This window comes from Vibrio sp. ED002 (assembly GCF_023277445.1).
Classification (GTDB): Bacteria; Pseudomonadota; Gammaproteobacteria; order Enterobacterales; family Vibrionaceae; genus Vibrio; species Vibrio jasicida.
In genome coordinates, this window is record NZ_CP080238.1 from 224,611 (window position 1) to 238,007 (window position 13,397).

At 39.9% G+C, this 13,397-nt stretch carries 13 protein-coding genes; 12 read left to right on the forward strand and 1 reads right to left on the reverse strand.

Annotated elements, in window-relative coordinates:
• The first annotated feature begins 716 nt into the window (after nucleotides 1-716).
• The 10 genes from ITG12_RS01275 to ITG12_RS01340 all read left to right on the forward strand — a co-directional run bounded on the left by ITG12_RS01275 (nucleotide 717) and on the right by ITG12_RS01340 (nucleotide 10,400).
• The gene (locus ITG12_RS01275; RefSeq protein ID WP_248873975.1) at nucleotides 717-1,604 is read left to right on the forward strand and encodes a GIY-YIG nuclease family protein; all 888 of its coding nucleotides are present in this window, start codon (nucleotides 717-719) and stop codon (nucleotides 1,602-1,604) included.
• 118 nt (nucleotides 1,605-1,722) lie between these two features.
• Nucleotides 1,723-2,109, forward strand: a complete 387-nt coding sequence (locus ITG12_RS01280; protein WP_038882376.1) for a VOC family protein — start codon at nucleotides 1,723-1,725, stop codon at nucleotides 2,107-2,109.
• A gap of 153 nt (nucleotides 2,110-2,262) precedes the next feature.
• Complete coding sequence (locus ITG12_RS01285) at nucleotides 2,263-3,021, forward strand: hypothetical protein (RefSeq protein WP_248873434.1); 759 nt, start codon at nucleotides 2,263-2,265, stop codon at nucleotides 3,019-3,021.
• Between the two features lie 137 nt (nucleotides 3,022-3,158).
• On the forward strand, nucleotides 3,159-3,827 hold the full coding sequence (locus ITG12_RS01290; protein ID WP_248873436.1) for a hypothetical protein: 669 nt from the start codon (nucleotides 3,159-3,161) through the stop codon (nucleotides 3,825-3,827).
• Between the two features lie 386 nt (nucleotides 3,828-4,213).
• Nucleotides 4,214-4,906, forward strand: a complete 693-nt coding sequence (locus tag ITG12_RS01295) for a hypothetical protein (RefSeq protein ID WP_248873437.1) — start codon at nucleotides 4,214-4,216, stop codon at nucleotides 4,904-4,906.
• Nucleotides 4,907-5,046: 140 nt separating this feature from the next.
• Nucleotides 5,047-5,820: an aminoglycoside phosphotransferase family protein gene (locus ITG12_RS01305; RefSeq protein ID WP_248873439.1), complete on the forward strand. Its 774-nt coding sequence runs from the start codon at nucleotides 5,047-5,049 to the stop codon at nucleotides 5,818-5,820.
• 104 nt (nucleotides 5,821-5,924) lie between these two features.
• Nucleotides 5,925-6,320, forward strand: coding sequence for a hypothetical protein (locus tag ITG12_RS01310; protein WP_248873441.1), 396 nt, complete (start codon nucleotides 5,925-5,927; stop codon nucleotides 6,318-6,320).
• A 118-nt stretch (nucleotides 6,321-6,438) separates the two neighbouring features.
• Nucleotides 6,439-7,200: a DUF4145 domain-containing protein gene (locus ITG12_RS01315; protein ID WP_248873442.1), complete on the forward strand. Its 762-nt coding sequence runs from the start codon at nucleotides 6,439-6,441 to the stop codon at nucleotides 7,198-7,200.
• A gap of 157 nt (nucleotides 7,201-7,357) precedes the next feature.
• Nucleotides 7,358-8,305, forward strand: a complete 948-nt coding sequence (locus tag ITG12_RS01325) for a restriction endonuclease (RefSeq protein ID WP_248873444.1) — start codon at nucleotides 7,358-7,360, stop codon at nucleotides 8,303-8,305.
• A gap of 1,330 nt (nucleotides 8,306-9,635) precedes the next feature.
• Nucleotides 9,636-10,400 carry an SLATT domain-containing protein gene (locus tag ITG12_RS01340; RefSeq protein WP_248873446.1) on the forward strand — a complete coding sequence of 255 codons (765 nt, stop codon included), beginning with the start codon at nucleotides 9,636-9,638 and terminating at the stop codon, nucleotides 10,398-10,400.
• Between the two features lie 1,196 nt (nucleotides 10,401-11,596).
• Here ITG12_RS01340 and ITG12_RS01355 read toward each other — a convergent pair.
• Nucleotides 11,597-11,860 (reverse strand): hypothetical protein, encoded by a 264-nt coding sequence (locus ITG12_RS01355; protein WP_248873448.1) that lies wholly within the window; start codon nucleotides 11,858-11,860, stop codon nucleotides 11,597-11,599.
• 265 nt (nucleotides 11,861-12,125) lie between these two features.
• On the opposite strand from ITG12_RS01355, the gene ITG12_RS01365 reads away from it, so the two are divergent.
• Both ITG12_RS01365 and ITG12_RS01370 read left to right on the forward strand, forming a co-directional pair.
• Nucleotides 12,126-12,452 carry a hypothetical protein gene (locus ITG12_RS01365; RefSeq protein ID WP_104027280.1) on the forward strand — a complete coding sequence of 109 codons (327 nt, stop codon included), beginning with the start codon at nucleotides 12,126-12,128 and terminating at the stop codon, nucleotides 12,450-12,452.
• Between the two features lie 135 nt (nucleotides 12,453-12,587).
• Nucleotides 12,588-13,295: a DUF2971 domain-containing protein gene (locus tag ITG12_RS01370; protein WP_248873450.1), complete on the forward strand. Its 708-nt coding sequence runs from the start codon at nucleotides 12,588-12,590 to the stop codon at nucleotides 13,293-13,295.
• The last annotated feature ends 102 nt before the right edge of the window (nucleotides 13,296-13,397 follow it).

Here is a 13,397-nt window from a genome sequence, read left to right on the forward strand (position 1 = left end):
TTGGCGTTAGGCTTCTAGGAGGAGTACTAGATGATAAGACAGGCGGCTTGGGTATTTCTACGTCTTGTAGTTGTTTTATTTCTATACCTGCCCGTAGCGTATACGTTTTTGATCATTATTCAAACATCTCGTCCTCGATTCCTCGAAATGAACTGGGATGCTTATATTTGGTTTACGGTCTTGCTATTGGTCGTAGGCTATTGCTTGCTTCGTTTTTCACGTACAAAAGAATTTGGGAAGCTGTTTCTAATTAGTGTACTCGGGGTCTCAGTGTTAATGATGTATGAAGGTCAGTCTTATACATTCAGTACCCAGAACATATCAGCGAATGCCTTGTACGTGGCTTTTCTGTTCTTGATTACTGCAATTCACTTTATATTGCCTTCAGTATGGACGAGACCGTTTTTGTTTTTGCTTCCTGTAAGTGCTTTGAGTTGGTTTTTACGAATGTCGATATATCAGCCAGTTTGTTTTTCTTATGAGATATACGTAAGTAAGTCAACGTTGAGTCCAGAGCAGTACGATAAGGTTTTTGAATTAGTGCTACAAAGCTTCCCAACCACGTTTATCGGTGGGTCAATGGCATTTGGGCTATTAATCCCATATTGGTTCGCATTGTATGGTCCTAACCCTGCCTCAACGTACAGAAGCCTAACAATAAATTTAAGAGTGATTCACAACGCTTGGCGCCGTCGCTTTAAGTCAGTTTAGTGTCTATGGCACAATGGTTTAGCTTAGGTGGTAGCGTTGTTCACACCTTAATTTGGCGTTATGCCAACAGGGAAAAGGAGATGCGTATCGTGAAGAGTTTTTATGTCTACGTTCATATTGATCCTCGTAACTATGAGGAGTTTTACTATGGAAAAGGTAAAGGCTCGCGTAAATACGCTCATTTAAATGAGGACTCTGATACTGAGAAATCAAAACGCATAAAAGCAATTCGCAATGAGGGGCTTGAGCCAATTATCAGAGTCATTGCTAGAAACCTTTCAGAGCATGACGCCTTATTGGTTGAAAAAACCTTGTTATGGAAATTGGGTAAGCAGCTTACGAACATCTCATCTGGCCATTACTCTGATAATTTCCGTCCTCACGATGCCCTGCATAAGAAGCTTTCAGGCTTTGATTTTCAGAACGGGCTTTATTATTACAATGTTGGTGAAGGTGGGCATAGGAATTGGGACGACTATGTAAAATACGGTTTCATTTCAGCAGGCCAAGCTCCAAGGTTTAAAGATGCCATGTTAGGCTTTGAAGTTGGGGACGTTTTCGCAGCTTATCTTAAAGGGAATGGCTTTGTTGGTATCGGTCGTATAACTGGCAAAGCTAAACCTGTACGCGATGTTTTGATCAATAATGTTCCATTGCTGCAACATCAACTTACTGAGCCAAACATATCTGAAAATTCTAACGATCCTGACAATTCTGAGTATGTCGCTTCAGTCGACTGGATCGCAACAGTTGAACGCAATGCGGCTAAATGGCTTCCTAAAAGCGGGCTTTTTACCTCGCAGTTAGTAAGGGCGTCTCTTGATGGGCAGCCAGAAACAGTTCAGTTTTTAGCAAAAGAGTTTTCGGTAGACTTCGAGCAGCTGTTGGCATAACAAAGCATTTAAGAGTGATTCGCAACGCTTGGCAGTTTCGCTTCGCTCAAGTATAGCCAAGCTTTGCTCACACCTTAATGCGGCGTTAGGCGCCATGGATGCGATACAAGGAAAGTATATGAATCTAAATCAAGTAACTTTGGCTGTTGATGATATCAATCTGGCAGTAGCTTTTTACAAAGCATTGGGGCTTATTCAAATTGTTAGCGATGAGCATTATGCTCGTTTCTCTTTTCCCGATGGAGACTCTACATTTTCAATTTACTTAGACCCAGAGAAGCGTGGGTTAGAGTGTAGAGGTGTTGTTTACTTTGAACATGCAGAACTCGATCAGCTGGTAGAAAACCTGAAAGGTAAAGGTATCGAGTTCGAACAGGAACCCATCGATCAACCGTTCCTTTGGAAAGAAGCGGTACTAAGCGACCCATCAGGAAACAAAATTAAGTTATATTGGGCTGGTGAAAATCGACTAAACCCACCGTGGAAAATTGAAGAAAGCGCCTAACAAAGCGTTTAAGACAGATTCGCAACGCTCGGCATTTTCGGTTTGATTCAGCTTTAGTGTTTACGGCACAATGGTTTAGGCAGGGTGGTAGCGTTGCTCACTACTTAACGCGGCGTTATGGCGCAACGGGTAGTCGAAATTTCGAGATAATGTATGTTGTTTATGCTTTACAAAAGAGTGCTAAGTTACTTCTTCAAACGAAATGAAGATCGTAATAATTACTACCAGATTCGGTGGGAGAATGAAGATACTGGAGATGAGTATCTGATAACTTCATTATTAAAGAAAGGTGTTGAAGTTCAGGTTAAGAACAGAAGTAAAGGAACTCGAGATCGAAAGTACTTCGCATATCAGCGGCTAACTGCGTTAAAAACTGAAATATATGTCTTAAATTACTACCATTTTTTAACAATTTGCACTCATGGTTTATTTTACGGGTTTGTAAGTGATTTATTTGGTTATAAAAAACTATTGTGTCGTTGGAAACATCGTAAACAATTCGACTTCAATGCAAAGCCGCTGCTTAAAAAAGACCGCCATATGATTTTAAAAGCGATTGTTGAAAAACAGTTAGTAGAGCCTAGGGCTCGTTTTCATCGTCTTAATGTAATGCCATTGTTGGAAGGAGGGATGTGGCTACATCACCCAAATAAAGATCGAGATATAGCATTCATTAAACTGTGTCTGGAATCATGGGCTGATACTGGTGAGTTGACCTTAGAAAAGGATAATTGCTGGTTTAAAGTCGGACCTAAAGCTGTTGAAACAATCGAAAGAATGGAGCGAGAAGAGTTAGTTCATAATGACAACGTTAAGCAAGCGAACCATATTAAGTACCTGACAGTGTGTTTGGTTTTAGTTGGTATCGTCCAAGCAATTGCAACCGCATACCAGGCATACAATACGCCATAACAAAGCGTTTAAGACGGATTCCCAACGCTTGGAATTTTCGGTTTGCTTTGAATTTAGTGTATACGGCACAATGGTTTAGGTAAGGTGGTAGCGTTGCTCACCACTTAACGCGGCGTTAGCTTAATAAGAGGTTAAATTTGAAATTAGTAGATATCTTAAATGATGAAAACCTAAAGCCAGCGCTTGTAATCGGTAATGGAATCAATCGTTATAACAGCACTAAAGCTGATGGGAATAATTCTTGGGACAAAATGCTTTTAGAGCTTTGGGAAAAGCACAGTCTGTCTTCAGAGCAGATGTCTGCTCCTGAGGGAATTTCGCTTACAGAGTTTTATGATGCTCTTGATTTGACCAAGAGGTCTGACGAAATCAACTTACAAAAAGAGTTTTGTGAACTAATGAGTAGCTGGGCTCCTAGAGAGCATCATGTCTCGATCTCCAAATGGGCTCAGATCAAGGGTGTACCAATACTTACAACAAACTTTGAAGAAACATTGTCCTCAAATATCACAAGTGATATTACGCATTTTGATTCAAAGTCTTTTACTGACTTTTATCCTTGGCAAAGCTACTTCTCTGATCATGAAATACATGATCCCGCTAATGAGTTTGCGATCTGGCATATTAATGGGGTACAGAGGTATAGTCGAAGTATACGATTGGGTTTGTCTCACTATATGGGCTCAGTTGAGAGGGCTAGACGATTAATCCATAAAGGAACGAAGCAAGGTTGTTCTCCGGAAAAAATGTTGATGAGTGGTCTGGTTACCAAAGTTGGTTGCACGTTGTTTTTAATAACGACCTAGTTTTTGTTGGACTCGGCTTAGATACAACAGAAGTGTTTTTACGATGGTTGTTAATCGAACGAGCAAAGTACTTCAATCAATTCCCTCAGCGTAGAAAAAGAGCATATTTTGTCCATGCCAATGAAAAATCATTATCAACAGGGCAAGAGTTGTTCTTAAATAGTGTTGGTGTTCAGGTAGTACATGAGGCGTCTTATGATGAACTTTACAGCACTCCTTGGGCATTAAGCTAACAAAGCATTTAAGAGTGATTCTCAACGCTTGGCATTTTTTATTCTATCGTTGAGTTCAGCGTTTACGGTGGTAAGGTTAAGTTTCGTGGTAGCGTTGCTCACACCTTAATGCGGCGTTAAGTTACCGCTTGGACTTGGAGATTTGGAGATAGAATGAAGCGTGAAAAGCTAAATTGTCGATTTCATGAATATTTAATGTCATGCGACCATGTTGAAGATGTGGATGAGTTAGATGAATTATTTGCAAAAAGTGATGGGACGCAAAGTAAGAAGCCAGACTACTTTCTTGCGAATCGCGCTATCATTTTAGAGAAAAAAATTTTGCTAGCTGATCCTTACGATAAAGTTGTGGATTATATTCGTGAGCTTTTAGATTCTGATCTAGAGTTCTTGAAAGTAGCATCAGTCTCTCATTCGATTGAAGAGGTATTCCAAAGACACCCACAAGGCATGAGTCTTAAATCAAAGTTTTTGGATAAAATGTACAAAGGCTTTAGAAATAATGTAATGAAGCCGGCGAATAAGCAGCTAAAAAATTCATCAGAGCATCTAGGGTTAAACGACGCGATGAAAGGAGTTTTGCTACTTAATGAGGACGTTGACACATTTCAGCATGAGCACCTCGTAGAGGAAATTCAAGTGCAACTGACTCGGAAGAGTGAGTCTGAAGCTATTGATTTTGTAATACTAATTTCTGAAACAGAAAGAGAAAAATCTAATGGTGGGTCATCATACAGTGTTATTTACAGTGAAAGTTGCGATAACATCCAGTATTTAAAAGTTAGAATCGAGAACAGCTTAATGTTAGGTTGGGCTGCTTTTTCGGGTAGCTTGGTACAACGGTAACTTAACAAACTGCTCAAGAGGGATTCGCAACGCGTGGCATTTTTACTATGCGTTGAATTTAGTGATTAAGGTGGTATGCGGCGGCTTTGGTATTGCGTTGCTCACCCCTTAGCAGGGCGTTAGTTGCACGAGGAGGTTTCGTGGAAGAATTATCAGGTGGAAGAGAATCAGCAATATATCGAGATGGTGAAGTTGTCTATCGTCCTCTTCAGCCGTGGAGTCCTACAATTCACCTTATTTTGAAACACCTCGAGCGAGAAAATGTAGCTGAATCTCCAAGATTTCTTGGTGTTAACCAAGAACAGGAAGTCCTAAGTTTTGTTGTTGGTAATACTTATAACTACCCTCTAGTCGGTGCAATTGCGACTGTGGATGCACTCACATCAGCAGGTAAGCTATTGCGTAAAATACATGACTCAACTGTGCCACTTTTGGAACAAGTAGATGTCAATGTGCACAAGTGGATGCTAGAGCCAAGAGAGCCTTTTGAAGTTATCTGTCATGGTGACTTTACCCCTTATAATGTTGCTCTATCCGAGAACACAGTTGTAGGTGTATTTGACTTTGATACTGCACACCCTGCGCCAAGAATATGGGATTTAGCATATTCAGCTTATTGTTGGTCGCCTTTCAAAACTGACAGCAATGATAAGTTAGGCACAATCTCTGAGCAGGTAACTAGAGCTAAGTTGTTCTGTGATAGTTACGGTGCAACTACGTTAGAAAGAAATCAACTAGCTGACGCAATGATTGAGCGATTACAGGCTTTAGTTTTGTTCATGCGCAGTGAAGCTGAAAATGGTAATGAAACCTTTGCTGAAAACATAGCGCAAGGTCATCTTCAAGCCTATCTAAATGACATAGAATATATCACTGAAAATAAACAAAAAATTCAGTGCGCATTGTGCAACTAACAAAGCATTTAAGAGTGATTCGCAACGCTTGGCAGTTTCGCTTCGCTCAAGTATAGCCAAGCGCCGCTCACACCTTAATGCGGCGTTAGTTTAAGGTAGTCGTTTTGAAGAAATTGATGTTCTTATTGCTAGGCTTGATTCTTGGTGCTGTTATTAGCTATTTGGCAGTGACCAAGGTTATTGCTTTACGAGGCGGTGCAGGAATGCATGGTTTTGTCGATATAGCAGCAGAAGCTATCAATAATGATGATGCAGTGGATTTGATTACATGCATGAAACTAGCGAAGTTCCAAGATGTGCCTGTTGATCATCTCAAGTTAAATTTAGCCCTGAACAATGAGTTACAAGGTTATGATAACGGGACAAATCGAGCCTTTAATGTCTTAGTTTATGTAAAAGGCTACGGAGTTGGTATTGCTGATAGCGCGCCTGATAAAAAGGTATTATTCAACCAATTATCGTGTGTTGAACGTTTCTCTGGGATCATCGGTAGCAATTAAACTAACAAACTGTTTAAGAGTGACTCCAAACGCGTGCCGGTTTCGCTTCGCTCACAGTATGGCACGCTATGTTTGTCGCACCTTAACAGGGCGTTATACCCTTATGAGGAAATATTGATTGGAACGTAAGATATATAGGGCTCTATTTAACCCTGAAAAACAACATAATTGGCGATGCCCAACTTGTGAACAAGGTTTGTTACGCATTAAAAAGGATACATTTTCGTTCTTCGAGACAGCAGAGTCATTAAGAGATCGTAGAAATCCTGAATGGCAAGCTGAGTGGGTTGAATATGTGTATTCATGTATATTTGAATGTCAAAATGATCAATGCGGTGAACCCGTATCAAGTAGTGGTATTGGTTTCTTAGATTGGGATATCGTTGAAAATGAATATGGTGAAGATAAGCAAGAATACTCACCACATTTTAAAGCGAAGAGTTTTTATCCACCTTTAAAAATCATAAAAATACCTGAAGGTACACCCGAAGATGTTAGTGGCTCATTGGAGCAATCTTTTGAGTTGTATTTTACTAATGCTGGCGCATGTGCAAATCAAGTAAGGTCAGCTGTAGAAGCATTGTTGACTGCTGTAAAGGTCAAACGCTTTAAAATTGGTAAGAGTAAAAAGAGAACTCGATTAAATTTACATCAAAGAATAGAGCTTCTTCCAAAAAAATATGATGCTTACAAAGATATGTTGTTTGCCGTAAAGTGGCTCGGAAATGCAGGTAGTCACGAAGGGACGGAGTTAAGTGCTAATGATGTGCTGGATGCTTATGAAATAATGGAACACTTATTGGAAGAGATATACTCACAGCGAAGTACTCGACTTCAAGCAATTGCGAAAAGGGTAAATCGAAATAAGGGTCCGAAGTAATAATTACCACGGGTATAACAAACAATTTAAGAGTGATTCCCCACGCTTGGCATTTTTGGTTTGGGTTTAGTTTAGTGTTTACGGTGTTCATGTTAAGTGCCGTGGTAGCGTGGCTCACACCTTAATTGGGCGTTATGTTCACAAGCAGGAAATACGGATGGCAATATTAGATTTTAAAGAGATCCCCATGCCACATAAGGGTGGCGGTGAACAAGACAAATTCGAGCTTTTTGCACGGGATTTCTTCCACAACTTAGGCTATAAAATTGAATCAGCTCCCGGAAGAGGTGCCGATGGTGGCAAAGATCTACTTCTGATTGAAACCCGAAAAGGTATAGCAAATGATACCGAAGTGCGTTGGCTAGTTAGTTGTAAGCATAAAGCTCATTCAGGTTCATCTGTGTCTAAAACTGACGAGCCAGAAATACTAGACTCGCTACGTGCTCACGGTTGCGACGGGTTCATCGGTTTTTATTCAACATTACCCTCATCTGGTTTAGTAGCTAAAGTTGAAAGTATTACTGAAATTGAGCATCAGTTTTTCGATTCGTCAAAGATTGAGCAAACACTACTCAAAAATAGTAGTTGCCTCGAATTAGCAAAACGATACTTCCCAATTTCATATAAGTCTTGGGCTGATGAGAATCCGAAACCAGCTCAAATCTTCTCAGACTTTGAACCTTTTAAGTGTCATAGTTGCGGAGAAGAGCTTGGCTATGAAAGTATTGGTAGGGTCGTTTCTTGGAGTAAATATGAAACCGTTAATGACGTAGCAATCAAGAAAATCAGAAATCAGTACGTTTGTTGTGGTGGCGATTGCGACTATAAGCTCTCTCATTCTGCTCGATACTTCACTGATGGTTATGTAGATGCATGGGCAGATCTAAAAGATTATTTCACGCCAACTCTTTACTTGAGAGCTGTAATGGGTTTTTGCAACGAATTGAATGACCCTACTATTGAGTACAGTGACGAAGCATTTGACCAAGAGAAAGAAATCTTGTTAAAGGCATTTCCATATGTCTGCCGTAACTTGACCAAATCTGAAGTCGATCAAATCCGAGATCTAGCAATGTTACCTAAGTTTCTCGGTGGTTTAGGGTAAGTGAACATAACAAGGCATTTAAGAGTGATTCGCAACGCTTGGCATTTTCGCTTCGCTCAAGTATAGCCAAGCGTCGCTCACACCTTAATGCGGCGTTAGTACGGGTTTGACACCAAAGGTCAATAAGTTTTGGTGTTTATCTGTTTTGGCGCTCATCTTTACACCTTTCAGCTTGTACCTTTCACGTTCTTTCCGGTGGCACTATATGCGGAGTGTTTGCTTTGATTTCACCGTTTACGGCTTCTAACTCTTAGCCTATTTCTTTGGCGCGTCTTCATATTCGTGGTGGCTTTTGAGAGAACCTTGATTATTTTTGGTGTGGTTGTTGAAGTACGAGGACCGAATCCTTTTCAAATTTGAAGCAAGTGAAAGCAGGGTTGTTCAGTGCGTTTTTCTTCTAGCCAACTTTCGTCTTTCAATGGGGTAAAGTTTTGTAGCTACCCGTCTCACTTCAGTGTTCAAAGTCTTTCATATCATGCCACTTTTCAATATCTTGGAGCGCATAAATAGAAGTAGCGCATGTACTAACAAATTGCTTAAGAGTGATTCGTAACGCGTGGCATTTTTACTATGCGGTGGCTTATGTGATTAAGGTGCTGTGCGGTAGCTTTTGTATTGCGTTACTCACACCTTAGCAAGGCGTTAGTTTGCAAGAGGAAAAACGCAGCTATATCGCAAGATCTAGTGGTAAAAGCTCAAAGTTGAAATTGTCATCTCGGCGTTCAATTTCAGTGTTAACTAGTGTGGTGAAAATTCAAAATTGGTATCGTTTCAACGGTTGATTTGTTCTTTGGTACAGTGACTTTGGGGTTAACTGAATCGAATTTTTTTGCTGAAACTCTGCTCGTTGAGTTTGTTGGTACAAAAGCCGATTTACTCGCTGAAATGGCGTTTTCTCTGGTGTGGAAAGTTCACGTGGTTTCAGCGGCTTTGTTGAAAGTCCGCACTGTGAGATTGGTTTTCCAAAAGCGTTTTTTGGTGTTGTGAGTTCGGTTTCTGCCACGTTGTTTGTTCCAAGTGGTTTCATTGAGTTGCCGCTTTGAGACTAAGCCTGACTTAAATGCATCAAAGCACATAAAGCTTATTGTTTTCAAAATTTAAAATAACGTAAAATCAACTCCTTGGGTTTGCAAACTAACAAACTGCTCAAGAGGGATTCGCAACGCGTGGCATTTTTACTATGCGTTAAATTTGGTGATTAAGGTGGTATGCGGCGGCTTTGGTATTGCGTTGCTCACCCCTTAGCAGGGCGTTAGCCGTACAAGATAATTTCCAAGACTTAGTTGCACTGATATAATGCGCGTATACTAAATATAATAAGGTTATCAGTGTGTTAGACGAATTTTTCAAACTTTGTATTGTTAAGCCATTTCGCTGGTTGTTTTCTATGCAACCGTTAGAGACTCCGGATCGAGAACCGGAGAAAAAGCTGTTAAAGAGCATGCGAGTAACGAGTAAATGTCGTTTCAATGCTGCAGACAGATTGAAAAGTGTCAGTAGTTATTCTTTTTTAACCACCACGTTTTTATCTCTTGGCTTGATTTTTATACCTCTTTATCAGAGTTCAGGACTACCGCTTCCTTATAGCAATTCTGTACTAAGTATTATTCAGATATTTTTGGCTGTTGCAGTGCTCGTTTACTCTGTAGTAAATGGTACTGCTAAGTATGATTTGCGCGCTGAATCTTTAGATGAGTGTGGGGTTCAGTTAAAAGAACTGATTCGAAAGCTAAGACGGGATATAAATGAGCTGGAAACTGGTGGGATAAGCGTAGATTTAGAAAAATATCATGCTGAGTATCATGTAATTTCAACTGAACCAGAAAATCATCGACGTGCGGATTACCTTTTTACTATTTTAGAATCACGCTCTGATTTCGACTTGACGGGAATTGTAAGGGTTTTTACTTTAATCAAAGCGTATGTACTTTATTCTTTGCCTTACATCATTCCGACATCAATGATTATGTTTGAAATTGCATTTATAACAGATATTTTGGGAGTAACAGAAATATTCACAAGTGTACTCTCTAGAGAAGCTAGTGAGGTCGTGGAGAGTGTAGCGGCTAACAAAGCGTTTAAGAGTGATTCGTAACGCTTGGCATTTTTGCTATGCGTTAACTTTTACATTTAAGGCGCAATGCTGAGACCTCGGTATTGCGTTACTCACACCTTAACGCGGCGTTAGTACGGGTTTGACATCAAAGGTCATAAGTTTTGGTGTTTATCTGTTTTTGCGCTCGTCTTTACACCTTTTAGTTTGTACCTTTCACGTTCTTTCCGGTGGCACTATATGCGGAGGGTTTGCTTTGATTTCACCGTTTACGGTTTCTAACTCTTAACCTATTTCTTTGGTGCTTCTTCTTTTTCGTGGCTTTTACTAAGTCAGCATTGTCTTTCTTTGGTGTTGCTGTTGAAGTGCGAGGGTCGAATCCTTTTCTAATTTGAAGTCAGTAAAAGTAGGGGAGTTCAGTACGTTTTTCTTCTAGCCAACTTTCGTTTCTTAACCGAGTTTAAGTTTTGTAGCTGCCTGTCTCACTTCAGTGCTCAAAGCCTTTCATATTATGCCACTTTTCAATATTTTTGAGCGCATAAATAGAAGTAGCGCATGTACTAACAAATTGCTTAAGAGTGATTCGTAACGCGTGGCATTTTTACTTTGCGGTGGCTTATGTGATTAAGGCTCTGTGCGGTAGCTTTTGTATTGCGTTACTCACACCTTAGCAAGGCGTTATGAGCCACCATTAAAAATGCAGAATAGAGTGGAATAGATGGAACGGAAAAAACAGGTTCAGTGGCTAAAGATTCGAAAGGGAGGCTTTCTCAGGCACTGTCTTACTCATGGATTAGCTTTCTGTGTACCATTTGTATTTGGTACTGCATTTGTTCAAAACGACTTTTACTTAAACTTGTCGCCTTTTATTTCGTACCAGCTTTACTTAGTTACTGTCATTGGCGCGGTGTTTCTCGCAGGCAGTGATTGGATTTTTAAAAGTAGGCAGTATCAAAAACACAGAAAGAATCTATTGCGAAAAAATGTCTCATAACAAATTGTTCAAGAGTGATTCGGCACGCGTGGCATTTTTGCTATGCGTTAGTTTTAGTGGTTAAGGTGGTATGCGGAGGCTTCGGCATTGCGTGCCTCACACCTTAACAAGGCGTTAGTCGCCAGAAAAAGCTAGCAGTCAAAATCATGTTTCTAAGCTCAAAACTTGGCTACTGGTTGTTTGATTCATAGTTCCATCTTCGACGTTCAAAGCTCAGTTTCATCGGTTCTAAGTCAATGTATTGCTATTTTCCAAGCGGTTGTTTCGTTCTTTGGTGGTGATAGGGCGGGGCAATCGAAAATCTGTTTTTGGTTGCAAATCTGCTCGGTGAGTTTGTTGGTTTAAAAGCATATTTACTTGCTGAAAGGACGTTTTCTCTGGTGTTGTAAGTTCCACGTGGTTTCAGTGACTTTGTTGAAAGTCCGCACTGTGAGGTTGGCTTTCCAAAAGCGCTTTTTGGTGTTGTCAGTCCGTTTTCTGCGGCGTTGTTTGTTCCAAGTGGTTTCATTGACTAGCCGCTTTGAGACTACACCTGGCTTAAGTGCATCAAAGCACATAAAGTTTGTTGTTCGCAAAGCTTGGTTCGGCTTAAAATTGTCGCTCGGTACCTCGCGACTAACAAACTGCTCAAGAGGGATTCGCAACGCGTGGCATTTTCACTATGCGTTGATTTTAGTGATTAAGGTGGTTTGCAGCGGCTTTTGTATTGCGTTGCTCACCCCTTAGCAGGGCGTTATGCTCTATGCTGAAAATGGAACTTTATGGAGGCTGAAATGAATATCAAAGAGTCCGATTGGAAAGTCTTTTGCGAAATCAAAAAGGAAGCTATTCAGTTGTATTGCACAAGGCAACTGACGGAAGTTATTGATACTATTACTGACGAGTCAGAGTTAGCAGGGGAAAGATTTCATTTCATGTGCCAGTATTCCAAAGCATCTGAAAAGCAAATGAAGCTTATCTTTGATGGTCACTCTAGAAGTAAGGCATTTATGCAACTGATGCTTATGTATGAAGAAAACTTGGTAACACAAGAACAATTTGAACGCCTTTCGGATGAAATCAAACAAGACATTTCGGAGCTAGTTGGAAGACGAGCATAACAAAGCGTTTAAGACAGATTCCCAACGCTTGGCATTTTTCATTCTATCGTTGGGTTTTGTGTTTACGGTGGTATGGTTAAGTTCAGTGGCGGCGTTGCTCACTACTTAACGCGGCGTTAGCGATATGGAGAAGTTATGATTTATCACTACTGTAGTGTTCCTGTAATGGAAAAAATTTTTTGTACTAAAGAAATTTGGCTATCAGATATCACAAAAATGAATGAAATGTCTAATGAGAATTTAAACGAGACGTTTAAAATTCTTATTGGATGCTTCTCTAAAAATGGGGATTTAAAGAGTCAATGGTCAGAATATGCAGACCAAGCACAAGGTGTATCGATAGGCTTTAATGAGGAAAAAATTAAACAATTCAATTTGTTTAATCGGTTTACTGAAAATGGATTTGAGCCGATCAGTAATAAGGTTCAGTTTATAAAAGTCAACTATAACGAATCAATTTTGCGTGAATATGCAAAGGCAATAGTTGAACATTATATTCAGTCAGATTCAATTATAAAGTGGCAGTTATTGGCTCGCAATTTAATGCATTTATCAATTAGTTATAAAGATAGTTTTTTTATTGAAGAAGATGAAATTAGAGCTGTAATCACTACAGAAGAAAGGCATGATGATAAATACCTTATTGAGAAAAGAAGTACTAATTATGGGAACGCTGACTACCACAGATTGAACACTTCATATCAAAATTTTAGTTCTATCGAAGAAGTAATTATTGGACCTAAGAGTGTTTTGAGTATTACTGACGTTGAACAAAAACTAAAAAAAGCAGGTATAACTGAGGTGAAGGTAAAGCAATCGGTTGCAACTGGAAAATATCGCTAACAAAGCGTTTAAGACGGATTCCCAACGCTTGGTATTTTCGGCTTACTTTGGGTTAAGTGTTTATGTCACAATGCTTTAGGTAGAGTGGTTGGCGTTGCTCAC